Below are 23374 nucleotides of genomic sequence, written 5' to 3' on the forward strand. Positions count from 1 at the left end.
GCCATCGCGAGAAGGAACGGCAGGGCGCGGATGAAGAGCTTCAGGCGTGGTTCCGTCACGCGGGAGGAGCCGCCCGAGCACTCGATGGACCCACGCGCCCCCGAGGAAGCGCCCTACCGCCCCACGGTGATCGACAACGCGATCTACTGCGACGGCCAGCGCGTGGACAACCCCGGCTCGCTCGCCGACGCCTTCCAGCGGCTCAAGCAGATGCCCGGCAGCCTCGCCTGGATCGGCCTCTACCGGCCCAAGGAGTGGGAGCTGGTCAAGCTCGCCGAGGAGTTCGAGCTGCACGAGCTGGCGCTGGAGGACGCCATCGTCGGCTCGCAGCGGCCCAAGGCCGACCGCTACGGCGACATGCTCTTCGTGGTGCTGCGCGCCGCCCGCTACCTCGACGACGTCGAGGAGGTCGCCTTCGGCGAGCTGCACGTCTTCGTCGGCCCCAACTACGTGATCACCGTACGGCACGCGGAGGCGCCCGACCTGCAGGTGGTGCGCAAACGCATGGAGTCGGACCCCGAGCTGCTGCGCCAGGGCCCGCAGGCCGTGCTGTACGCCATCCTCGACGCCGTGGTCGACGGCTACGCCCCGGTCGTGGCCGGCCTGCAGAAGGACCTGGAGGAGATCGAGGCGCAGGTGTTCAGCGGCGACCCGTCGGTCTCGCGGCGGGTGTACGAGCTGTCGGGCGAGGTGATCGAGTTCCAGCGGGCCACGGCGCCGCTGGTCCGCATGATCGACGGCTTCATCGCGGGGGCGCAGAAGTACGGCTCCAACGAGGAGCTGCAGAGCTACCTGCGCGACGTGGCCGACCACGCCATCACCGTGAACGAGCGTGTCGCCGCCTTCCGCCAGATGCTGCAGGACATCCTCGTCATCAACTCGACGCTGGTCACCCAGGCGCAGAACGCCGAGATGGCCAAGATGACCGAGGCCAGCATCCAGCAGGGCGAGGAGGTCAAGAAGATCTCCGCCTGGGCGGCCATCCTGTTCGCGCCGACGCTGGTCGGCACCATCTACGGGATGAACTTCGACCACATGCCGGAGACCCACTGGGCGTGGGGCTATCCGTTCGCGATCCTGCTCATGGCGATCGTCTGCCTGACCCTCTACCTCGTCTTCAAACGCCGCGACTGGCTCTGACGCGACTGGCTCTGACGCGACTGGCTCTGTGCGGGGGCCGGGGTCACGGCGCGGCGGGCCCCTCGTCGGTCCAGCCGGCCGTCAGGACGACCTCGACCCGGCCGTCGGGCGCGTCGGCGCTGGACAGCACCTGCGAGCTGGCCGGGTCGATGGTCAGGATCCGCTCCACCCCCGTTGCGTCGAGCCTGAACGCGAACACCTCGCCCCACCGCCCGGTGACGTCGTCGGCGGGGCCCAGGTAGCGGACGTTCGGCAGGTCGGCGAGCAGCCGGTAGGCGGCCGCCCGGACGGCGGGAGGTGACGGCTTGCTCCACAGCAGCCCGCTCACCGCGTCGGCGAGCATCCCGTCGCCGGAGCCGGGCGGCAGCAGCGCCGCCACCCGACGCCTGAGCGCGCCCGGTTCGGCGGGCAACCCCTCGATGTCGCGCAGCGTCAGCGGCCGGCCCGCCATGGTGAACGGCTCGGCGACGGGCCTGGGCGCCGTGCCGCTGCCCGGCCCGGTCGTCCAGGCGCGGCCGTCGCGCGACGCCCACAGGGTGGTGACCTTCCCGGGGACGGTCTGCCGCCTGACCCGCCAGTACGCGCCGCGCGGCCGGGACTCCGAACCCGCCGAGGTCGCCGCCGTCAGCAGCACGGACCTGCCGGCCGCCAGGCTCACGGTCGCCGGATCACGCTCGGCGGCCACGCCCGGCGCGCGATCCCGGGCCGGGTCGATCCCGCCGATCCCGCCGGCGACACCGTAGGCGAGCAGCACGACGGCGAGCGTCGCCACCGCGCCCGCCAGCGGCAGTCTCCACGACGCCCGGCGGCGGCCGACAGGGCGGCCGGCAGGGCGGCCGGCAGGGCGGCCGGCAGGGCGGCCGGCAGGGCGGCCGGCAGGGCGGCCGGCAGGGCGGCCGGCAGGGCGGCCGGCAGGGCGGCCCGCCAGCCGGGCCCGGACCCGCGCCTGGACCGCCGGGTCCGGCCGCGGCGGCTCGCCGTACAGGTCGCGCACCCGCTCCAGCTCATCCACGGTCGGCCTCCTCCAGCTCCCGCATCGGGTTGGCCCCGCCCAGCGACGCGCGCAGCTTGCGCCGGGCCCTGTTCAGCCGGGAACCGACCGTGCCGTACGGGATGCCCAGCGCCGAGGCGACCTCCTCGTGGCTCAGCCCGGCCAGGGCGACCAGCAGCACCACGTCCCGGTCGCGCTGCGGCAGGTCGGCGAGGGCCGCCGCCAGGTTCGGGCGCAGGCTCTGCGCGCTCACCCGCACCGCCACCCCCTCCTCTGGGCCGGGGGCGTCGGCGTCCACGCCGTAGCGGCCCAGCGCGCGCAGCGTGCGCGCCTCCAGGCGGCGGTGCCTGCCGACCAGCTTCGTGGCGATGCCGTACAGCCAGGTCCGGACGTTCGCCCTGGCCGGGTCGTACTGCGCACGCTTGCGGAAGGCGACGAGGAACGTCTCGGCGACGACGTCCTCGGCGTGGTCCGGGCCGAGCCGCTGGGCGACGTAGCCGTGGATCTCCCCGAAGCAGGCGTCGAACACCGCCGCGAACGCCTCGCCGTCCTCCAGGCGGCCCTGAGCGGGCCCGGTGGGTGCGGCGGGCGCGGCACGGCCGGTGTCCCCCGTCGCCCACGACACCGCCGTCACGATGCTTCCCCCGTCATCTTCACCCTCCGGACCCGATCAGTGCACATCCCGTATCTCCCGATCGGCCCGATCACTTTCACGCCCGCCCCGGCGCGCGGGTACGGCCCCAGCCCGCGGGATTCCGGGCTGGGGCCGTACGTCCTGTGCGGAGCAGTGTCACAGCAGGGCTGTGTTTACAGGGGCGGGTTGGCGTTCTGCAACAATTGCCGGAACTGGGCGGAGAACCAGTGGCCGGACAGCGGCGCGTCGGGCAGTGCCCCGCTCATGTTGTGGCCGTTGCGGTCGTTGCCGGTGTACGTGGGGTCGCACATCCGGTCGAAGCCCTTGCCCTCGTCGTTGTCGATCTGCCGGCTCGACCCGTCGGACTCGCCGGGCGGCTTGATCCAGACGTAGGCGTCCAGGCCGGGAGCCGGGTTGGCCCGCGGCCGCTCGCCGAGGCCGGCTCCGCTCTGGTTGCACCAGTTGCCGGCGTGGATGCGCCGGTCCACGCGCGACTGGTCGACGAAGGTGTTCAGGTCGGTGGAGGTGCTCGGGCCGCTCGGCCGGGCGGAGCCGCCCCAGCCGTTGCGCGAGGTGTCGATGAGCATGCCGATGGTGTTCGGGAAGCCCTTCCTGATCAGCTCCTGGCGGAACGCCTGGGCGAAGCTCAGCTCGTCCACGTAGTCGTTCCAGTCGATCCACCTCGACTGGCGCACCGTCGTCCCGTTGACCGTGGTGGAGACGGTGAAGTGCGGCTCGGTCAGCGCGGAGTAGTTGGCGGTGTTGGTGATGAAGCCGTCGATGCTGGCGTACCCGGCGGTGGTGCCGCGGGCGGTGGAGGCGATGAGGTCGGCGGTCGGCCCGAAGTTGCTGTTCCAGCCGATCCAGCCGTGGTGGGCGGCGTCGACGTAGGTGTAGACGTTCGGGATCGCGTGCAGCTTGTTGAGCGCGTACTGGACGCCCTGCACGTACGCGCCCGAGGTCTGCGCCTCCTGGCACTTGGCCAGGTTGAGGTTGGTGACCAGGTTGGGCAGCGAGTCGATCTCGATGATCGTCACGATGCGTAGGTTCGCGTACTTGGGGTCGTCCATGATCTGGGCGATCGGATCGATGTACTCGGTCTTGTACCTGTTGAGCCCGTTCTGTGCGATGAGGAGCTCGCCGTTCGAGGCCAGCGCGGAGCAGTCGCGGTTGGGCAGGTTGTAGATGACGACCTGGATCGTCAGCGGCGCGCTGCCGTTCGCGGCGTCCTGGGTGACGGCCGCGTCGAGGTGGGCGCGCAGGCCGCGGCCGCTGGAGGTGCCGTTGATGGCGGCGATGCGGTCCATCCACACGCCGGTCGAGATGTTCGCCACGGCCTGGCCGCCGGGTTCGGCGGCGGCCTTGGCCGACCAGTCGGCGTTGACGTAGCCGGTGGCTCCCGCGTAGGGGTTGTCCACGTGGCCGTCCCCGCCGCCGCCGTCGTTGTCGGCCTCGGTGGCGGTGACGGTGACGGGGGTCAGGCCGCTGGAGGCGACGGTGATGGGCCGGCTGCCGCCCGCGGTGTCGGCGTCCTCGGCGGCGGAGACGGTGACGTTCTGCGCCGTGTTCCAGGTGGCCGGGGTGAAGGTGAGGCTCGCCCCGCCCGTGACGGTCAGGTCGGCGTCCCCGCTGCCGGCGGTGGAGGTGACGGTGACGTTGCCGGACGGCTGGGTGGCCAGGCGGACGGCGTAGGTGGCGCTGCCGCCCTCGGGCACGCTCAGCGTGGTCGGGGTGACCCGCAGGGCCTGCTGTCCAGGGGTGTCGCCGTCGCAGGTGACGCCGTTGACGGCGAACGACGTGGGGTTGGTGTTGGTCCCGGTGTAGCTGCCGTTGAAGCCGATCGTCCAGCTCGCCCCGGTGGCCTGGCTGCCGTTGTAGGACAGGCTCGCCGCCGTGACGTCCTTGCCGGACTGCGTCCAGTCGGCCGACCAGCCGTTGGTCACCCGCTGGGTGCCCGGCCAGGTGTAGGTCAGGCGCCAGCTCGTCAGCGGGTCGCCCGTGTTCTTGATGGTGACGTTCGCGCCGAAGCCGCCGCCGCCCTCCCATGCCTTGGTGTAGGTGACGGAGCAGGCCACCGCGGCCTGTGCTGCCGGAGCCGACGTCAACGCCATGGCCAGGGCCGCCAGTAAGGCGGTGACCACGACGAGAAGGCGGTGTCTCATGTGGGGGGTTCCTCTCATGGGGGTGGGAGCGCTCCCATCCATAGCCCGGATTCACGGCGCTGTACAGGCCGCGGTGAGCCGGGCCGTCGAATCCGCACGAGCGGGATGAAACTTTCAGCGGCGGGCCGGGCGTCACCAGGAACGTCGCGCCCGCTCCGCGGAGCGGCCTGGGCGGGTGGGGGAGGCCCGCCTACCATCCACGTAACCCCAGCATATGGGAGCGCTCCCACCTCGTCCGAGAGGACCTCCATGAGACACCGCTTCCTCACCGCGCTCGGCGTCCTGCTGCTGAGCCTGTCCACGGCGCTCGTCGGCGTGGCCCACGCCGCCGTCGCCTGCTCGGTGACGTACGTCAAGTCCTGGGACGGCGGCGGCGGCTTCGGCGCCAACGTCACCATCACCAACACGGGCGACCCGCTGACGAGCTGGCGCCTGACCTACACCTGGCCGGGCACCCAGCAGGTCACGCACGGCTGGTCGGCCGACTGGAGCCAGTCCGGCAAGGACGTCACCGCCACCAACGCCTCCTACAACGGCAGGCAGGCCACCGGAGCCCAGTGGACGATCGGCTTCAACGGCAGCTACACCGGCACCAACACCAACCCGGACAGCTTCGCCATCAACGGCGTGACGTGTGACGGCGGCGGCGGAACCCCCGGCCAGCAGGCCCTCCAGGTCACGCCCACCGCCGTCACCGTGCCCGAGGGCGGCACCGCCGCCTACGGCGTCCGCCTCGCCGCGCAGCCCACCGGCAACGTCACCGTCACCTCCACCGCCGGAGGCGGCGACACCGACCTGACCATCACCCAGGGCGCGAACCTCACCTTCACCCCCCAGACGTGGAACGTCGTCCAGAACGTCACCGTCTCCGCCGCCCAGGACGCCGACACCACCAACGGCAGCCGCGCCATCACCGTCGCCTCCAGCGGCCTGACCCCCGTCACCGTCACCGCCACCGAAGCCGACGACGACGTGCCGCAGAACCCCTACCTGACCGAGTTCACCACCCAGTACAACAAGATCAAAAACCCGGCCAACGGGTACTTCTCGCCCGAGGGCATCCCCTACCACTCCATCGAGACGCTCATCGTCGAGGCGCCCGACCACGGCCACGAGACCACCTCCGAGGCGTTCAGCTTCTGGCTCTGGCTGGAGGCCCAGTACGGCAGGGTCACCGGCAACTGGGCCCCGTTCAACAACGCCTGGAACGTGATGGAGCAGTACATCATCCCGTCCGCCGCCGCCCAGCCCGGCAACGCCGCCTACAACCCGGCCGACCCCGCCGACTACGCCCCCGAACGGCCCCGCCCCAGCCAGTACCCGGTGCCGCTCAGCACCAGCGTCCCCGTCGGCCAGGACCCGCTGGCCAACGAGCTGCAGAGCACCTACGGCACCCGGGACGTCTACGGCATGCACTGGCTCCTCGACGTGGACGACGTCTACGGCTACGGCACCGGCCGCGGCGCGAACCTGACCGAGTGCGGCGACAACACCAAGCGCGTCACCTACATCAACACCTTCCAGCGCGGCCCGCAGGAGTCGGCCTGGGAGACCGTCGCCCACCCCTCCTGCGAGACCGGCCGCTTCGGCAAGCCCGGCGCCGGCTACCCGCCGCTGTTCATCCAGGGCGGCGGCGCCAACCAGTGGCGCTACACCAACGCCCCCGACGCCGACGCCCGCGCCGTCCAGGTCGCCTACTGGGCGCTGACCTGGGCCACCGCGCAGGGCAAGCAGGCGCAGATCAGCTCCACGCTGGCCAAGGCCGCCAAGATGGGCGACTACCTCCGGTACGCCTTCTACGACAAGTACTTCAAGAACCCCGGCTGCACCTCGACCTCGTGCCCGGCCGGCACCGGCAAGAGCAGCTCGTCGTACATGCTGACCTGGTACTACGCCTGGGGCGGCGACACCGGCGGCTCCTGGGCGTGGCGCGTCGGCTCCAGCTCCTGGCACCAGGGCTACCAGAACCCGTTCGCCGCGTGGGTGCTGTCGCCCGCCGGGCCGTCCGCCCTGCGCCCGCAGTCGCCGACGGCCGCCTCCGACTGGCAGACGAGCCTGCAGCGGCAGCTCGACTCCTACCTGTGGCTGCAGTCCGCCGAAGGCGGCATCGCCGGCGGCGCGACCAACAGCTGGAACGGCGACTACGAGCAGCCCCCTGCCGGCACCCCCACCTTCTACGGCTGGGCCTACGACCACCAGCCCGTCTACCACGACCCGCCGAGCAACCGGTGGTTCGGCTTCCAGGTGTGGTCGCTGGAGCGGGTCGCCGAGTACTACTACGTCACCGGTGACGCCAAGGCCAAGGCCGTCCTCGACAAGTGGGTGCCCTGGGCGCTGGCCAACACCACGTTCGGTCCGGGCGCCACCTACCGCATCCCCAACGACATGACCTGGTCCGGCGCCCCCGCCGCCAGCTACACCGGCAGCCCCGGCGGCCCGGGACCCAACCCCGGCCTGCACGTCACCGTGGTCAACCACACCACCGACGTCGGCGCGGCCGCCGCCTACGCGCGCACCCTCACCTGGTACGCCGCCAAGTCCGGCAACGCCGCCGCCAAGGCCGGCGCCAAGAACCTCATCGACGGCATGCTCGCCCACAAGGACGCCAAGGGCGTCGGCGTGACCGAGACCCGCGCCGACTACAGCCGCTTCGACGACCCCCACGACGACGCCACCAACACCGGCCTGTACATCCCGCCGGGCTACACCGGCACCATGCCCAACGGCGACGCGATCAGCGCCGGCAAGACGTTCCTCGACATCCGCTCCTTCTACAAGGACGACCCGGACTGGGACAAGGTCCAGGACCACCTCGACGGCGGCCCCGCGCCGGCGTTCACCTACCACCGCTTCTGGGCGCAGGCCGACGTCGCGATGGCGGCGGCCGACTACGGCACCCTCTTCCCGAACGGATGAACCCACCCATGCCCCTGAGACTGGCCGCCCTGCTGGCTCTCCTGGGCGCGCTCCTGCTGGTCCCGCAGCCCGCCGCCGCCGCGGCGGGCCTGCGGGCCGGCGGGACCCGCATCCTCGAAGCCAACGGCAACGCCTTCGTCATGCGCGGCACCAACCACGCGCACACCTGGTACACCTCCCGGACCGGCTCGTTCGCCGCGATCAAGGCGGCGGGCGCCAACACGGTCCGCGTCGTGCTCAGCGGCGGCCGCTGGACCCCCAACACCGCCGCCGACGTCGCGAACGTCATCACCCTGTGCAGGCAGAACCGCCTCATCTGCGTGCTGGAGAACCACGACACCACCGGGTACGGCGAGCAGAGCGGCGCCTACACCCTGGACCAGGCCGTCACCTACTGGATCGGCCTGAAGAGCGTCCTGACCGGCCAGGAGAACCACGTCGTCGTCAACATCGGCAACGAGCCGTTCGGCAACAACGCCGTCACCCCCGGCTGGACGCAGGCCACCTCGGCCGCGATCGTCCGGCTGCGCGAGGCCGGGTTCGAGCACCTCATCATGGTGGACGCGCCCAACTGGGGCCAGGACTGGCAGGGCGTGATGCGCGACAACGCCGCCACCGTGCTCGCCGCCGACCCCGACCGCAACACCGTCTTCTCCGTGCACATGTACGGCGTGTACGACACGGCCGCCGAGATCAACGCCTACCTGGACGCCTTCCGGACCGCCGGCCTGCCGCTGGTCATCGGGGAGTTCGGCCACCTGCACTCCGACGGCGACCCCGACGAGGACACCATCCTCGCCCAGGCGCGGAGCCGCGGCATCGGCTACCTCGGCTGGTCGTGGAGCGGCAACAGTGGCGGCGTCGAGTACCTCGACCAGGTCGCCTCGTTCGACCCGGCGCGGCTCACCCCGTGGGGGGAGCGGCTGTTCAACGGCCCCGACGGCATCAGGGCGACCGCCCGCGAGGCCACGATCTACGGCGGCTCGTCGGACACCACCCCGCCCACGGCGCCGGCGAATCTGGCCGCCTCGGGCGTGACGTCGGGCGCGGCCACGCTGTCGTGGACGGCGTCCACCGACGACACCGGCGTTAGCGGCTACGACGTGCTGCGGGCGGGCGCGTCGGGACCGTTCGCCGTGGCCGGCACCTCCGCGGCCGCCCGCTTCACCGCCACCGGGCTGTCACCGGGCACCACGTACCGGTTCCAGGTGCGGGCCCGGGACGCCGCCGGGAACACCTCGCCGGTGTCGAACACCATCACCGTCACCACGACGGGCGGCTCCGGAGACGACGGCTGCGCCGTCACCGGCGCCGTGCAGAGCCAGTGGGGGAGCGGCTACGTCGTCCAGCCCGTCACCGTGACCAACACCGGCGACTCGGCCACCGCCGGGTGGACGGTGACGTTCACGTTGCCGGCCGGGCACACCGTCACCGGCTCGTGGAACGCCGCCGTGTCGGTGAGCGGGCAGAACGTCACCGCCCGCAACCTCGCCTACAACGGCGGGCTGGCGCCGGGCGCCGCCACCACGTTCGGCTTCCAGGCCGGCCGGCCGGTCGGCGACCCCTCCACACCCGCCGGCTACGCCTGCGCGACGGCGCCCTGAGGCTCAGGCGCGCCGGAAGGCGGCGGCGATCTCGGCGAGCAACCCGTCGAGATCGCCGCGCAGCCCCGGCTCGACGGCCCCCTCGCGCAGCCGGTCGTCCAGCTTGCGCCGCACCTCGGCCACCTGCCGGGCCGAGGACGCGTGCGCCAGCGACTGCCGCAGGTCCAGCGCCACGTCGGACCGGATCCGGCCGCCGGCCGCGCCCGCGGCCAGCGCGCCGTGGAAGCGGTCCACGGCCCGTGGCAGCGACCGCGACACGAGCGCGTGGCGGGGGGACGCCGTGACCAGGGGAGCGGCCGCCGGCAGACCGGCGGGTGTCTCCCGCGGCAGCGGCTCCTGCCGCACCGGGGACCGGCCGTCGGCGGGTGAGGTGCCCGGCGGCCGGCCGCCGGCCAGCGCGGGGGCCCGGTCGCCGCCCTCGCGCGACGGCTCCCCGGGAGATCCGAACCACAGCGCCGTCCCGGCGAACGCGGCCAGCGCCACCGCCGCCGCCCCGCGCCGCAGCCCGCGCCCGAGCCGCGCCCTGGCCAGCGCCCGCGCGAGCAGCTCGGCCACCTCCCCGGCGCCGGGCCGCGCCGCGGGCACCGGGTCGAGGCAGCGCTGGCACAGCACCGCAAGCTCGTGCGGCACGCTCGCCGGACGCGGCCCCGGCGCGGTCCGGCGAGCCGTCTCCAGCTCCTCCCAGGTCGTCTCCGGGTACGGCAGGGCGCCGGTCAGCATCTGGTGGAACAGCACGCCCAGCGCGTACACGTCGGCCGCCGGGTGCACGGGCGCGCCCGTGAGCCGTTCGGGCGAGACGTACGGCGGCGTGCCCCGCTCGTCGTCCGGGTCGCCGGTCACGGCGGCGATGCCGAAGTCCAGCAGCTTCGGGCCGGACGCGGTCAGCAGCACGTTCTCGGCCGAGACGTCGCGGTGCACGATGCCCTGCGTGTGCGCCGCCTCCAGGACCCGGGCCACGCGGGCGGCCGTCGCCGCCGCCTCCCGCCACGGCAGCGGGCCCGCCAGCAGCCGCTCGGCCAGCGGCACCCCGTCGAGCAGCCGGAGCACCACGAACGCCGCAACCCGGCCCTGCGGCGTCACCGTCTCGCCGTAGTCGTAGACCTCGATGGCGTCGGGGTGCGCCAGGCGGGCGGTCGTCCTCGCCTCCTTGCGGGCGAGCTCGCGCTCCTCCTGGAGCACCTTCACCGCGACGAGCCGCTCCAGCGCCCGGTCGTGCGCCCGCCACAGCACCGACGTGCCGCCCGTGGCGATGCGCTCCAGCAGCACGTACCTGCGTGCCAGGACGTCGCCCGGCTCATGCTGAATCACGGACGATCAGCTCCGCGGGCAGGATGGGGTTGACCGAGACGGCGCCGGACAGCAGCAGCCGGATGGCGATCGAGGCCAGCTCCTCCACCGGCTGGCGGACCGTCGTCAGCGCCGGGGTGACCCGCCGCGCCACCGGGGCGTCGTCGAACCCGATCACCGCGACGTGGTCCGGCACCCGGCGCCCGGCCCGCGCCAGCGCGTGCATCGCGCCGGCCGCCATGAGGTCGGAGGCGCAGAACACCGCGTCCAGCCCGGGTGCGCGCCTCAGCAGCCACTGCATCGCGTGCGTGCCCGACGGCAGGCCGAAGTCGCCGTACGCCACGGGCGGGTCGGGCAGCCCTGCCTCACGGAGGGTGGCGACGAACCCCTCCAGCCGGTCCTGCGCCGCGGGCAGCGTCGGCGGGCCGGCGATCACGCCGATGGTCCGCCGGCCGGCCAGCAGCAGGTGCTCGGCCGCCTGCCGGGCGCCGTCGCGGTTGTCCACGTCGGCGTAGGGCACCTTCACGTCGTCGGGCGGCCGGCCGATGCCGCGCACCGCGACGCCCGACGTCGACAGCGTGATCGCCAGCGGGTGCCGCTCGCGCGCCGCGATCAGCAGCACCCCGTCGGCCGAACCGGTGAGCACGGGCAGCGCGCCCGGGTCGGCCGGCGGCACGGTCATCACCATCAGCGGCAGACCCAGCTCCGCGAGCACGTCGCCCCCGGCGGACAGGAACCGCGCGTAGTAGGGGTCGGAGAACAAGCGGTGGAGATGATCACAGATGACCACGGCCACGCCGCCGGCCGTCCGCCGGGCGGGCGTCCCGCGCGGCGCGCGGTGCCGTACGTAGCCCAGCCGGGACATGGCGTCGTAGACCTGGCGGCGGGTCGACGTGCTGACCCTGACAGTGCCGGTCAAGACCCGCGATGCCGTCGCGGGGGAGACGCCTGCTTCGGCCGCTACCTGCGCGAGCGTGGGCAGATCGGTCACGATGCACCTGGCCCATGATCTGTTGGGAGCGCTCCCTAAACTACCAGTGTTTCTGCCTTGTTAACAGATGCAGTCACCACGGCGAACGCCTCCCGAGCCCGGCGGGCGCCGGGCGCGCGGCTCATCCCAGCAGCTTGCGTGCCGCCTGCTCGATCTCGTCCTCCGACAGCAGCACGTGGTGCGCCGCGTCGCCGAGCGGGACGAAGCTGTCGGACGAGGTGACCCGGGCGATCTCGCCGGAGAAACCCGCGTCCAGCAGCTCGGTCACGACCCCCTCGGACACCCCGCCGGTGCGCCGCGTCTCGTCGGCGATCAGCACCTTGCCGGTCAGCTCAGCCGCCCGCAGCAGGTCGTCCACCGGCAACGGCGCCAGCCAGCGCAGGTCGAGCACCCGGCAGCCGTAGCCCTCCTGCGTGAGCCGGACGGCGGCTCGCAGACTCATCCGCAGCCCGTTGCCGAAGGTGACGATCGTCAGGTCGCGCCCGTCGCCGTAGGAGCGCGCCCGCCCGATCGGCACGTGCGTCTCGCTCCAGCGTGCGGGCGGCACGTACGGCGCCAGCCAGCCGCCGTCGCCGTCCTCGAACAGGTCCCTGGTGTTGTAGAGCGCGATCGGCTCCAGGAACACGCAGACCGACCCCTCGGTGCGGGCGGCGGCCAGGCAGGTGCGCAGCATCGCCGCGGCGTCGTCCGGCCGCGCCGGCGAGGCGATGACCAGCCCCGGGATGTCGCGGAGCGCGGCGACGGCGTTGTCGTTGTGGAAATGGCCGCCGAACCCCTTCTGGTAGGCGTAGCCGGCCACCCTGACCACCATCGGGTTGACGTACGCGCCCTGCGAGAAGAACGACAGCGTGGCCGCCTCGCCGCGGATCTGGTCGAGCGCGTTGTGCAGGTAGGCCAGGTACTGGATCTCCGGCACCGGCAGCATGCCGGCGACCGAGGAGCCGAGCGCCAGCCCGAGTATCGCCTGCTCGTCGAGATGGGTGTCGAAGACGCGCCCGGGGCCGAACCGCTTCTGCAGCCCCCGGGTGACGCCGTAGACGCCGCCCTTCTTGGCCACGTCCTCGCCGAAGACCATCATCTCCGGGTGGACCGCCAGGGCGTCGGCCAGCGTCCGGTTGATCGACTGGGAGAGCGTCATCGGCTTGTCGGCCTCGGGCGGCGACCCGGCGAACGCCTTCTCCCTGACCGTCGCCTCCGCCGCGACGGGGGCGATCTTGGCGATCATGTCGGGCCGCCGGGGCGCCAGCGGCCGCATGACCTCCTCGGCCGAGCTCAGCCGGGGCCGCCGCGTGGTCTCCAGAGCGAGGCGCAGCACGTGCTCGCGCGCCGACTCGTAGGAGCGCAGCAACTCCTCCGGAGTGCTCAGCCCGGCGGCGACGAGCAGGCGCGCGGTGCCCACCAGCGGGTCGCGTTCCAGGTCGGCACGCAGCTCCCGCTGGGTGCGGTAGGCCGACTCGACGTCGGAACCGGCGTGCCCCATCAGCCGGACGGTCGACAGGTGCAGGAACGCGGGGGCGCGACGCGTGCGCACGTGCTCCACGGCCCGCACGGCGGCGGCGTAGGAGTCGGCGAGGTCGCAGCCGTCGGCGGAGAAGTACTCGATGCCCGGCCGCCGGGCCGCCGCCTCCACCCAGCCCCGGGGGGTGCGGACGCTGATGCCGATGCCGTTGTCCTCGCAGACGAACAGGATCGGCATCGCCTGCCCCTGGTAGGTGGCGTAGGCGGCGGTGTTGAGGCCGGTCAGCGCCGTCGCGTGGTTGACCGAGGCGTCGCCGAAGCTGCACACCACCACCGCGTCGCGCGGCCAGGGCGAGCGCAGGTCGAGCGCGCGGGCCCGCTCGATCGCGAAGGCCACGCCCACGGCACGCGGCAGGTGGCTGGCGATCGTCGAGGTCTGCGGGATGACGGCCAGGTCGGGATGGCCGAACACCTTGTGCCGGCCGCCCGCGATCGGCTCCTCGGCCGCGGCGGCCAGGCCCATCAGCACGTCGCGCAGCCCCTCGTCGGGCAGCCGGCCGGCCTGCTCGGAGCGGGTCAGGTAGAACGCGCCCGACCGGTAGTGCAGCAGCGCGGGGTCGGTGGGCCGCAGCGCGGCGGCGACGGCGGCGTTGCCCTCGTGGCCGGCCGAGCCGATCGTGTAGAAGCCCTCGCCCTGCTGGCGCAGCCAGCGGGCCGCGATGTCGAGCAGCCGGCTGTCGAGCTGGCGCTGGAACAGCGTGCGGCACAACTCGCCGGTCAGCGGCCCCCCCTCGCGAAGGGGACGGCCGGGATCACGGGCCGCGCCCGCCTCCAGCGTCGTGACCGCCTGAATGAAGTGAGTCTCAACTGTGTCCCGCGCCACAAGCCCGATTATGTCCTCACGGGACGGCCCACGTCTCCCCGTCGGCGCGGACATGTTCGCCACCTGCCCGATTGACCCATGTCTTCGGTAACTTGTCAGAATTCTGAACCTTTACGGGGATTTTGGCGTCTACTGGGGTGTATTACGTGGCACCCTCACTGCCGCGTTGTCCCACTGGGTCTGCTTGAGAGGAACCCGGAATGTTACAACGCATGCACGCGGCCGGCATCGCCCTGGCGATGGGCGCCGCCACCCTCGTCCTGGCGTCGCCCGCGACGGCGGCCCAGGCGCCGAGCATCTCGAAGGTGAGCGTGAGTCCCGCACCGCTCGTCGTCTTCGACAAGCCGGTCACCGCGACGTTCACCTTCACCACGAAGTCCGCCGGCAAGGCCGAGCTCCAGCTCAAGGCCCCCGGCCAGGTGAGCGTCGGCACCCCCGTCGAGCTCAAGCCGTCACCCCACGGCCAGTGGACCAAGTGGACCGGCACCAGGACCTTCGAGGCCAAGGACGCCGGCCGGTGGAACCTGCTCGCCATCGCCCACGGCGACGGCGAAAAGTCCGCCGACGGCACCTTCGAGGTCAGCAAGGCCCTCGACACCAAGGTCGCCGACTTCGACGCCGACCCCGACAGGGCCGTCCGAGGCGAGCGCCTGCGCCTGTCCGGCCGGCTCCTCGCCGAGGGCAAGGGCTACGACGGCCAGACCGTCACCCTGACCTTCCGCGAGCAGGGCACCGACGCCTACCGGCACGTCGCCAAGGTCAGGACCGGCCGCGGCGGCTGGTTCGGCGCCCGGGTCGAGGCCGAGGCCACCGGCTGGTGGCGGGCCGAGTTCGGCGGCACCGCCGTCGCCCGCGGCTCCGTCAGCGACACCGACCGCGTCGACGTCCGGCACGGCGACCGCGCCAGCCGGATCACCGGCTTCGACGCCCGCCCCGAGCCGATCGACAAGGGCGACCGGCTCCGGCTCTCCGGCACCCTGCGGGTCGACGGCCAGGGCGGCCTGCCCGGCCAGCGGGTCGACATCCTCTTCAAGGCCGCCGGCTCCAGCCGGTGGGAGCGCGTCACCAGTGACGTGACCGGCCGCGACGGCCGCTTCTGGGCGTCGGCCACCGCCCACAAGTCGGGCTGGTGGCGTGCGGCCTACCGGGGCACCCGCGGCGTCGACGGCACCAGCAGCGGCTCCGACTGGGTCCGCGTCGTCCAGCCGGCCCCGCCGGCCAAGGCCGACACCCGCGTCCTCGCCTTCAACGCCTACCCCGAGCCCGTCAAGCGCGGCAAGTACCTGAAGTTCAAGGGCCTGCTGCAGGTGGCCGACGACGGCGCATGGGAGGGCTACGAAGGCAAGGTCCAGCTGTGGTTCAAGGCCACCGGCTCGCGTACCTGGAAGTACGTGAAGACCGCCTGGTCGAACGACCACGGCAGGCTGGCGACCAAGACCAGGGCGTCGAAGTCCGGCAGCTGGAAGTTCGTCTTCCGCGGTGACGCCGACACCAACGGCGACCACAGCCGCGTGGACCACGTCCGCGTCAAGCGGTAACCACCCGCGCACACCCACGCGCGCACCATGGAGGCCCGGGCCGGCGGCCCGGGCCTCCGCCACGCGTCAGGCCTGCGCGGGCGCCTTGGCTCCCAGGCTGACGAGCATGGACTTGATGTCGGTCATCCCGACCTTGAGCTCGGCGATGTCACCCTCCACCTTCTCGAATCGAGCGTCGATCTGCTCGAACCGCGTGTCGATCTGCTCGAATCGTGCGTCGATCTGCTCGAATCGTGCGTCGATCTGCTCGAACCGCGTGTCGATCTGCTCGAACCGTGCGTCCATCCGATCGAGGCGCTGCTCGACCTTCTCGAACCGCGCGTCCATCCGATCGAGGCGCTGCTCGACCTTCTCGAAGCGGCGGTCCATCTGGTCGAGGCGCTGCTCGACCTTCTCGAACCGGCCGTCGATCTGCTCGAACCGCAGGTCGACCAGGTCCAGTCGCTGGCCGACCTGCTTGAAGCCGCGGCTCATCTCGGCACGCGTGTCGGTGATCCGGCCGTCCAGCACGGTGAAGCGACGGTCGAGCCGGTCGGTGATGTTCCTCCCCATGGTGTCGATGCGGTCGTGCAGGGAGGTGAACCGTTCGGCGACGGTGATGCCAGGCATGCCACTCAGGTTATGGGTCTCGAGCGCCTCTACCCGAGTCTTCAGGTCGATGACTTCCGCTTCGAGGTCAAGCATTGGGCGTTCCTTTCAGGGGGGTTGTACGCCTGCGGCGAGGAAAAACTACAGCACGTGGTCACTCCGTCGCACACCGAGTTCGAAACTGTGTGCCCCTGTCGGGCCGCCCACCGGCCGTAAGACTCGATGTCGGAGTTAGCGAGCGTTAACCCGGAGTGTCAGCCGGAGGCGGCCGAGGCGGTGATCGCGGCCCGCGCCATGGCGTGCAGCAGCGGGCGCATCGCCTGCGGCGACAGCTCTCCCGCGCTGTGCGGCGTCGAGTTGAGCAGCCCGAACACCGCGTGCGTCGCCGCGCGCAGCCGCGGCGGGGGGCAGGCCGGGTGCAGCTCGGCCAGCACGGTCACCCACTCCTCGACGTAGAGCCGCTGCAGCCGCCTGACGTGCCGCCGCTGCGGTTCGGGCACGTTGCCCAGCTCCCGGTCGTGCACGGTGATCAGTGCCGGCTGCTCCAGCGCGAAGGTGATCTGCACGTCGAGCAGCGCGTCGAGGGTGTCCTCGGGACCCGGCCGGGCGGTGACGGCGGCCGCGGCGGACTTGCGCAGCCGGGAGCTGACGTCGAGCAGCATCTCGGCCAGCAGCGCCTCCTTGCCGCTGAAGTGACGGTAGAGCGCCGGCCCCGAGACGCCGACGGCGGCCCCGATGTCCTCGATGGAGACCCCGTGGAAGCCGCGGGCGGCGAACAGCGTCGCGGCGGCGGCGAGGATCTCGGCGCGCCTGGTGCCGCGATTGCGGGTAGGGGTCCGGACGGTCGTCACGGTTCCACATGGTAGACGGTTAGGTTAATGATGACTAACATCGTCCGCATGGTGAGAGGGGAGTCATGAGCGACTGGCCCGTGCTGAAGTCGGCGGCCGACCCCGGCGGCGAGACCTTCAAGCGCAACTCCGAGCACAACGAGCGCCTCGCCGCCGATCTGCTCGACCGGCTGGCCGCGACGGCCCTCGGCGGGCCCGAGCGGTCGCGCCGCCGCCACGTCGAGCGGGGCAAGCTGCTGCCGCGCGACCGGGTGGACGGCCTGCTCGACCCGGGCTCGCGCTTCCTGGAGCTGTCGCCGCTGGCCGCCGACGGCCTCTACGACGACCAGGCGCCCGCCGCGGGGATCATCACCGGTGTCGGCCGGGTCTCCGGACGCGAGTGCGTGGTCGTCGCCAACGACGCCACCGTGAAGGGCGGCACCTACTATCCGATCACCGTCAAGAAGCACCTCCGCGCGCAGGAGGTGGCGCTGCACAACCGCCTGCCGTGCGTCTACCTCGTCGACTCCGGCGGCGCGTTCCTGCCCCGGCAGGACGAGGTGTTCCCCGACCGCGACCACTTCGGCCGCATCTTCTACAACCAGGCCACGATGAGCGCGGCGGGCATCCCCCAGATCGCCGCCGTCCTCGGCTCGTGCACGGCCGGGGGCGCGTACGTGCCCGCCATGAGCGACGAGGCCGTCATCGTCCGCGGTCAGGGCACCATCTTCCTCGGCGGCCCGCCACTGGTGAAGGCCGCCACCGGTGAGGAGGTCACGGCGGAGGAGCTCGGCGGCGGCGACCTGCACGCCCGGGTCAGCGGCGTCACCGACCACCTGGCCGAGGACGACGCGCACGCGCTGGCCATCGTCCGCGACATCGTCTCCACCCTCGCGCCGCGCCCGCCCCGGCCGTGGCCGACGACCGCGCCCGAGGAGCCCCGCCACGACCCGCGCGACCTGTACGGCATCGTCCCCGCCGACACCCGGCAGCCGTACGAGGTGCGCGAGGTGATCGCCCGGCTGGTCGACGGGTCGCGGTTCCTGGAGTTCAAGGCCGAGTACGGGCCGACGCTCGTCACCGGCTTCGCCCACCTGCACGGCCACCCCGTCGGCGTCATCGCCAACAACGGCATCCTGTTCAGCGAGTCGGCCATGAAGGGCGCCCACTTCATCGAGCTGTGCGACCAGCGGGGCATCCCCCTGGTGTTCCTGCAGAACATCAGCGGCTTCATGGTCGGCAAGGCGTACGAGGCGGGCGGCATCGCCAAGCACGGCGCCAAGATGGTGACGGCCGTCTCCTGCGCACGGGTGCCCAAGTTCACCGTGGTGATCGGCGGGTCGTTCGGGGCGGGCAACTACGCCATGGCCGGGCGCGCGTACTCGCCCCGGTTCCTGTGGATGTGGCCGAACGCCCGCATCTCGGTCATGGGCGGCGAGCAGGCGGCCAACGTGCTCACCACGGTCGGCCGCGCGGCCGGCGGGGCCGACGCCGACGCGATCCGCGCCCAGTACGAGCGCCAGGGCAACCCCTACTACTCCACCGCCAGGCTCTGGGACGACGGCGTCATCGACCCGCTCGACACCCGCACCGTCCTCGGTCTGGCCCTCTCCGCGGCGGCCAACGCCCCGCTCCCACCTGTCGGCTACGGCGTCTTCCGGATGTGACGCGATCATGGACTCTTCGACGTTCGACACCGTGCTCGTCGCCAACCGGGGCGAGATCGCGGTCCGGATCATCCGCACGCTGCGCCGGCTCGGCGTCACCTCGGTGGCCGTGCACACCGCCTCGGACGCCGGGGCCAGGCACGTCCGCGACGCGGACCTGGCCCTGGAGATCCCGAGATACCTCGACATCGAGGCGATCGTGGCGGCGGCCCGCGCGTCCGGGGCCCAGGCCGTCCACCCGGGCTACGGGTTCCTCGCCGAGAACGCCGCGTTCGCCCGCCGCTGCGCCGAGGCCGGGCTGGTGTTCGTCGGCCCGCCGCCCGAGGCGATCGACGCGATGGGCGACAAGATCCGCGCCAAGGCCACCGTGTCGGCCGCCGGTGTCCCCGTCGTGCCCGGCGGCGCCGAGCCCGGCGACTCCCTGGAGTCGTGGACCGACTTCCCCGCCCTGATCAAGCCCTCGGCGGGCGGCGGCGGCAAGGGCATGGTGCTGGTCCGCGCCGCCGCCGAGCTGCCCGCCGCGCTGGAGTCGGCCCGCCGCACCGCCCAGGCGGCGTTCGGTGACGGGACGCTGCTCATCGAACGCTACGTCGCCGACCCCCGGCACATCGAGATCCAGGTGCTGGCCGACACCCACGGCAACACCGTCCACCTCGGCGAGCGCGAGTGCAGCCTGCAACGCCGCCACCAGAAGATCGTCGAAGAGGCGCCGTCGCCGTTCGTCACCGCGCGGACGCGGGCCGCGATGGGCGCCGCGGCTGTGGAGGCGGCCCGCGCCGTGGGCTACACGGGGGCCGGCACGGTCGAGTTCATCGTGGACGGCACCACCGGCGCCTACCACTTCATGGAGATGAACACCCGCCTGCAGGTCGAGCACCCGGTCACCGAGCTGGTCACCGGCCTCGACCTGGTCGAGCTGCAGCTACGGGTCGCGGCGGGCGAGCCGCTGCCGTTCGCCCAGGACGACGTGCGGCTGACCGGGCACGCCGTGGAGGCCCGCGTCTACGCCGAGGACCCCGCCCGCGGGTTCCTGCCGACGGGCGGCCGGATCCTCGCGGTGCGGGAGCCCGCGAGCGAGCCCACCGCCGGCCCACGCGCCGTGCGCGTCGACTCCGGGGTGGCGGAGGGCGGCGTCGTGGGCAGCGAGTTCGACCCCATGCTGGCCAAGGTGATCGCCTGGGCGCCCGGCCGGGAGGAGGCGCTGCGCCTCCTCGACCGGGCCCTGGCCGAGACCGTCCTGCTCGGCGTGACCACGAACATCCCGTTCCTGCGCGGCCTGCTCACCCACCCGGCCGTCCGGGCCGGCCACCTCGACACAGGGCTCGTCGAGCGGATCCTGCCCGACGTCGTCCCGGCGGCCGAGGCGCCCGGCGAGGTGCTGGCCGCCGCCGCGCTCGCCTTCCACGCCGTGCCCCAGGGAGCCGACCCTTGGGAGGTCACCGACGGCTGGCGCGTCGGCGAGCCGGCGTGGACGACGTGGCGGCTGGAGACCCGCGACGGCGTGCACGCCGTACAGGTGCGCGGCCTGCCGCACCGGGCGGCCGAGGTGCGCCTCCTCGGCGACGCCGCGGCCTCCGGCGTCGCCGCCACGGACCCCGCGCTCACCGGCGGACCGGCCGGCCCGCCCGTCCCGGCCCGGATCCGGCAGGACGGCCCCCGCCTGACCGTCACCCTCGCCGGCCGCACCACGCACTACCTCCAGGCCCGGCACGGCGACACGCTCTGGCTCGGCGGCGACGGCGCCGCCTGGGCCGTGACCCGCCACCTCATCGGCGACCCGGGCGACCGGCCCGGCGCGGCCGGTGCAGCCGACGGCGTGGTGCGCAGCCCCATGCCCGGCACCGTCCTCGTGGTCAAGGCCCAGACCGGCGATCGGGTGGACGAGGGACAGCCGCTGGTCATCGTGGAGGCCATGAAGATGGAGCACACCGTCACCGCGCCGGTCGGCGGCGTGGTCGCCGAACTGCCCGTGCAGGCGGGCCAGCCGGTCGACATGGACGCCGTCCTCGCCGTCGTCACCCCCGCCGGCGCAGGGGACGTCACCGGAGAGGAAGGCTGAGATGCGCCGCCCGTACCCGCTCGAAGGGCTCCCGCACCACGTCACCGTCTACGAGGTCGGCCCGCGCGACGGCCTGCAGAACGAGCCGGTGACCGTGCCCGCCGAGGTGAAGGCGGAGTTCATTGCCCGGCTGGCCGACGCCGGGCACAAGGTGATCGAGGCGACCAGCTTCGTCCACCCGAAGTGGGTGCCCCAGCTCGCCGACGCCGAGGAACTGCTCGGCCGGCTCGACCGCAGGCCGGGCGTCCGCTACCCGGTGCTCGTGCCGAACGAACGCGGCCTCGACCGGGCGCTGGCGCACGGCGTGGACGAGATCGCGGTGTTCGCCAGCGCCACCGAGACGTTCGCCGCCAAGAACCTCAACCGCAGCCTGGAGAGCCAGTTCGAGATGTTCGAACCGGTGGTCGCCCGGGCGCTGGAGGCGGGGGTGCGGGTGCGGGCGTACGTGTCGATGTGCTTCGGCGACCCCTGGGAGGGCCCGACGCCCGTCGCCCAGGTGGTGTCCGTGGGGCGGCGGCTGCTCGGGCTCGGCTGCTACGAGCTGTCGCTCGGCGACACCATCGGCGTCGCCACGCCCGGCCACGTCACCGAGCTGATCGAGGCGTTCGACGCCACCGACCGGCTCGCCGTGCACTTCCACGACACCTACGGCCAGGCCCTCGCCAACACCCTCGCCGCCCTCCGCGCGGGCGTCACCACCGTCGACGCCTCCACGGGCGGCATCGGCGGCTGCCCTTACGCCGAGTCGGCCACCGGAAACCTCGCCACCGAGGACCTCGTCTGGATGCTGCACGGCCTCGGCATCGAGACCGGCCTCGACCTCGACCGGCTCGTGGCCACCAGCACCTGGCTGGCCGGCCTGCTCGGCCGGCCCAGCCCGTCCCGCGTCGTCCAAGCCCTGTCGAAAGGCTGACCACCCATGCTCACCTCCGAGTACGAAGAGCTGCGCAAGACCGTCGAGGCGTTCGCCCGCGACGTCGTCGCCCCGGTGATCGGCGACCACTACGAGCGCGAGGAGTTCCCGTACGACATCGTGCGGCAGATGGGCGCGATGGGCCTGTTCGGACTCCCGCTGCCGGAGGAGCACGGCGGCATGGGCGGCGATTACTTCGCGCTCTGCCTCGCCCTGGAGGAGCTGGCCCGCGTCGACTCCAGCGTGGCGATCACGCTGGAGGCCGCCGTGTCGCTCGGCGCGATGCCGATCTACCGCTACGGCACGCCGGCCCAGCGCGCGGAGTGGCTGCCCCGGATGGCCACCGGCGAGGTGCTGGGCGCGTTCGGCCTGACCGAGCCCGGCGGCGGCTCCGACGTGCCCGGCGGCATGCGCACCACGGCCGTGCTCGACGGCGACGAGTGGGTGATCAACGGGACGAAGGCGTTCATCACCAACTCCGGCACCGACATCACCGGTGTGGTCGCCGTGGCCGCGCTCACCGGGGAACGGGAGATCTCCACCATCCTCGTGCCGAGCGGCACGCCCGGCTTCACCGTGTCGAAGAAGTACTCCAAGGTCGGCTGGAACGCCTCCGACACCCGGGAGCTGTCCTTCGCCGACTGCCGCGTACCCGCCGCCAACCTGCTGGGCGAGCGCGGCCGCGGCTACGCGCAGTTCCTGCGCACCCTCGACGAGGGCCGTGTCGCGATCGCCGCGCTGGGGGTCGGCCTGGCCCAGGGGTGCGTGGACGAGTGCGTGCGCTACGTCAGGGACCGCAAGGCGTTCGGCCACCCGATCGGCCACTACCAGGCCATCCAGTTCAAGATCGCCGACATGGAGGCGCGGGCGCACACCGCCCGCCTGGCCTACTACCACGCGGCGGAGAAGCTGGTGGCCGGGCAGGCGTTCAAGAAGGAGGCGGCGATCGCCAAGCTGGTCTCCTCCGACGCCGCCATGGACAACGCGCGCGACGCGACGCAGATCTTCGGCGGCTACGGGTTCATGAACGAGTTCCCGGTCGGCCGGTTCTACCGCGACGCCAAGATCCTGGAGATCGGCGAGGGCACCAGCGAGGTCCAGCGCATGCTCATCGCCCGCCAGCTCGGCCTCGGCGACCTGTGACCGGAACCGCCGCCGTCTGAGCGACCCGTCGCGCCGTCACCCGGACGGCGCGGCCCGGTCGAGCCAGGCGGTGTGGGCACCGCCGAAGGGGCCCTCGCGACCCTCGACGGCGGCCAGCAGCCACCGGGCCGTCTCCCACGCCCGCGTCACCAGGTCGTCCGGGTAGCCGAAGGTCACCTGGTGCTCGGCGAACTCGTCCTCGTCGTCGAGGACGAGCCCGCCGTCGCGCAGCAGGATCACGTCGAGGTCCAGGTCGACCATGGTGACCTCGCCGTTGCGCCACCGCGGCACCGTCGTGACGTCCACGTACACCTCGAACGAGTGCGGAGGGGTGTGGAACGTGGCCGTCCACCAGCCGTCGCGGGGGAACAGCATGACGATCGGGGTCTCCCAGGTGACCGGCGGCTCAGCGCCCTTGCTGGCCTGCGTGCCGGCGGGCACCGACACCCACGCGCCGTGGTCGTCCTCGCCGAGGAGCGTGCCGGGATGGTTCCAGTGCAGCGTGCCGTCGTACTTGGTGTACACCACCTTGATCTGGGTCACCCGGGCACGCTATCGAACGCGCCCGCG

At 72.8% G+C, this 23374-nt stretch carries 17 protein-coding genes; 8 read left to right on the top strand and 9 right to left on the bottom strand.

Features of this window, described 5'->3' with window-relative positions:
- Positions 1 to 30: 30 nt before the first annotated feature.
- A complete protein-coding gene (locus ACGF0J_RS05105; protein WP_393142186.1) occupies positions 31 to 1140 on the top strand; it encodes a magnesium and cobalt transport protein CorA in 1110 nt (369 codons plus the stop codon).
- A 43-nt stretch (positions 1141 to 1183) separates the two neighbouring features.
- Here the strand turns inward: ACGF0J_RS05105 and ACGF0J_RS05110 are convergent, their stop codons facing one another.
- The 3 genes from ACGF0J_RS05110 to ACGF0J_RS05120 all read right to left on the bottom strand — a co-directional run bounded on the left by ACGF0J_RS05110 (position 1184) and on the right by ACGF0J_RS05120 (position 4927).
- Positions 1184 to 2152 carry a hypothetical protein gene (locus ACGF0J_RS05110; RefSeq protein ID WP_393142187.1) on the bottom strand — a complete coding sequence of 323 codons (969 nt, stop codon included), beginning with the start codon at positions 2150 to 2152 and terminating at the stop codon, positions 1184 to 1186.
- A complete protein-coding gene (locus tag ACGF0J_RS05115; protein WP_393142188.1) occupies positions 2145 to 2765 on the bottom strand; it encodes an RNA polymerase sigma factor in 621 nt (206 codons plus the stop codon). Before ACGF0J_RS05115 ends, ACGF0J_RS05110 begins: the two co-directional genes overlap by 8 nt.
- A gap of 173 nt (positions 2766 to 2938) precedes the next feature.
- Complete coding sequence (locus tag ACGF0J_RS05120) at positions 2939 to 4927, bottom strand: glycoside hydrolase family 6 protein (protein WP_393142189.1); 1989 nt, start codon at positions 4925 to 4927, stop codon at positions 2939 to 2941.
- A 249-nt stretch (positions 4928 to 5176) separates the two neighbouring features.
- On the opposite strand from ACGF0J_RS05120, the gene ACGF0J_RS05125 reads away from it, so the two are divergent.
- Both ACGF0J_RS05125 and ACGF0J_RS05130 read left to right on the top strand, forming a co-directional pair.
- Positions 5177 to 7843, top strand: coding sequence for a glycoside hydrolase family 48 protein (locus ACGF0J_RS05125; RefSeq protein WP_393142190.1), 2667 nt, complete (start codon positions 5177 to 5179; stop codon positions 7841 to 7843).
- 8 nt (positions 7844 to 7851) lie between these two features.
- On the top strand, positions 7852 to 9447 hold the full coding sequence (locus ACGF0J_RS05130; RefSeq protein ID WP_393142191.1) for a cellulase family glycosylhydrolase: 1596 nt from the start codon (positions 7852 to 7854) through the stop codon (positions 9445 to 9447).
- Between the two features lie 3 nt (positions 9448 to 9450).
- Here the strand turns inward: ACGF0J_RS05130 and ACGF0J_RS05135 are convergent, their stop codons facing one another.
- The 3 genes from ACGF0J_RS05135 to ACGF0J_RS05145 all read right to left on the bottom strand — a co-directional run bounded on the left by ACGF0J_RS05135 (position 9451) and on the right by ACGF0J_RS05145 (position 14066).
- Positions 9451 to 10755, bottom strand: a complete 1305-nt coding sequence (locus ACGF0J_RS05135) for a serine/threonine-protein kinase (protein WP_393142192.1) — start codon at positions 10753 to 10755, stop codon at positions 9451 to 9453.
- Entirely contained in the window at positions 10742 to 11725 is a 984-nt protein-coding gene (locus ACGF0J_RS05140; protein WP_393142193.1) for a LacI family DNA-binding transcriptional regulator, read from the bottom strand. The genes ACGF0J_RS05135 and ACGF0J_RS05140 overlap by 14 nt, the downstream gene beginning before the upstream one ends.
- A gap of 121 nt (positions 11726 to 11846) precedes the next feature.
- Positions 11847 to 14066: a dehydrogenase E1 component subunit alpha/beta gene (locus ACGF0J_RS05145; RefSeq protein ID WP_393142194.1), complete on the bottom strand. Its 2220-nt coding sequence runs from the start codon at positions 14064 to 14066 to the stop codon at positions 11847 to 11849.
- A gap of 200 nt (positions 14067 to 14266) precedes the next feature.
- On the opposite strand from ACGF0J_RS05145, the gene ACGF0J_RS05150 reads away from it, so the two are divergent.
- Entirely contained in the window at positions 14267 to 15604 is a 1338-nt protein-coding gene (locus ACGF0J_RS05150; RefSeq protein WP_393142195.1) for a hypothetical protein, read from the top strand.
- Between the two features lie 66 nt (positions 15605 to 15670).
- On the opposite strand, the gene ACGF0J_RS05155 is transcribed toward ACGF0J_RS05150, so the two are convergent.
- Complete coding sequence (locus ACGF0J_RS05155) at positions 15671 to 16288, bottom strand: hypothetical protein (RefSeq protein WP_393142196.1); 618 nt, start codon at positions 16286 to 16288, stop codon at positions 15671 to 15673.
- Between the two features lie 158 nt (positions 16289 to 16446).
- Positions 16447 to 17043, bottom strand: a complete 597-nt coding sequence (locus ACGF0J_RS05160) for a TetR/AcrR family transcriptional regulator (RefSeq protein WP_393142197.1) — start codon at positions 17041 to 17043, stop codon at positions 16447 to 16449.
- Between the two features lie 65 nt (positions 17044 to 17108).
- Here ACGF0J_RS05160 and ACGF0J_RS05165 point away from each other — a divergent pair, with 65 nt between their 5' ends.
- Genes ACGF0J_RS05165 through ACGF0J_RS05180 form a run of 4 tightly spaced genes read left to right on the top strand, consistent with a single transcriptional unit; the run spans position 17109 to position 22804 of the window.
- Positions 17109 to 18689 (top strand): carboxyl transferase domain-containing protein, encoded by a 1581-nt coding sequence (locus ACGF0J_RS05165; RefSeq protein ID WP_393142198.1) that lies wholly within the window; start codon positions 17109 to 17111, stop codon positions 18687 to 18689.
- A 7-nt stretch (positions 18690 to 18696) separates the two neighbouring features.
- Positions 18697 to 20748 (top strand): biotin carboxylase N-terminal domain-containing protein, encoded by a 2052-nt coding sequence (locus ACGF0J_RS05170; RefSeq protein ID WP_393142199.1) that lies wholly within the window; start codon positions 18697 to 18699, stop codon positions 20746 to 20748.
- Position 20749: 1 nt separating this feature from the next.
- Positions 20750 to 21661 (top strand): hydroxymethylglutaryl-CoA lyase, encoded by a 912-nt coding sequence (locus ACGF0J_RS05175; protein ID WP_393142200.1) that lies wholly within the window; start codon positions 20750 to 20752, stop codon positions 21659 to 21661.
- 6 nt (positions 21662 to 21667) lie between these two features.
- On the top strand, positions 21668 to 22804 hold the full coding sequence (locus ACGF0J_RS05180) for an acyl-CoA dehydrogenase family protein (protein WP_393142201.1): 1137 nt from the start codon (positions 21668 to 21670) through the stop codon (positions 22802 to 22804).
- A gap of 36 nt (positions 22805 to 22840) precedes the next feature.
- Here ACGF0J_RS05180 and ACGF0J_RS05185 read toward each other — a convergent pair whose 3' ends face one another.
- Positions 22841 to 23347: a DUF402 domain-containing protein gene (locus ACGF0J_RS05185; protein ID WP_393142202.1), complete on the bottom strand. Its 507-nt coding sequence runs from the start codon at positions 23345 to 23347 to the stop codon at positions 22841 to 22843.
- Between the last annotated feature and the right edge of the window lie 27 nt (positions 23348 to 23374).

It is taken from the genome of Nonomuraea sp. NPDC047897 (assembly GCF_043204415.1).
In the GTDB taxonomy this organism is placed as follows: domain Bacteria; phylum Actinomycetota; class Actinomycetes; order Streptosporangiales; family Streptosporangiaceae; genus Nonomuraea.

Bases quoted from the DNA above. Each gene is read 5' to 3' on its own strand.
- ACGF0J_RS05125 (WP_393142190.1), top strand. From the start codon at position 5,177: ATGAGACACCGCTTCCTCACCGCGCTCGGCGTCCTGCTGCTGAGCCTG.
- ACGF0J_RS05130 (WP_393142191.1), top strand. From the start codon at position 7,852: ATGCCCCTGAGACTGGCCGCCCTGCTGGCTCTCCTGGGCGCGCTCCTG.
- ACGF0J_RS05120 (WP_393142189.1), bottom strand. From the start codon at position 4,927: ATGAGACACCGCCTTCTCGTCGTGGTCACCGCCTTACTGGCGGCCCTG.
- ACGF0J_RS05165 (WP_393142198.1), top strand. From the start codon at position 17,109: ATGAGCGACTGGCCCGTGCTGAAGTCGGCGGCCGACCCCGGCGGCGAG.
- ACGF0J_RS05155 (WP_393142196.1), bottom strand. From the start codon at position 16,288: ATGCTTGACCTCGAAGCGGAAGTCATCGACCTGAAGACTCGGGTAGAG.
- ACGF0J_RS05150 (WP_393142195.1), top strand. From the start codon at position 14,267: ATGTTACAACGCATGCACGCGGCCGGCATCGCCCTGGCGATGGGCGCC.
- ACGF0J_RS05180 (WP_393142201.1), top strand. From the start codon at position 21,668: ATGCTCACCTCCGAGTACGAAGAGCTGCGCAAGACCGTCGAGGCGTTC.
- ACGF0J_RS05175 (WP_393142200.1), top strand. From the start codon at position 20,750: ATGCGCCGCCCGTACCCGCTCGAAGGGCTCCCGCACCACGTCACCGTC.
- ACGF0J_RS05170 (WP_393142199.1), top strand. From the start codon at position 18,697: ATGGACTCTTCGACGTTCGACACCGTGCTCGTCGCCAACCGGGGCGAG.
- ACGF0J_RS05105 (WP_393142186.1), top strand. From the start codon at position 31: ATGAAGAGCTTCAGGCGTGGTTCCGTCACGCGGGAGGAGCCGCCCGAG.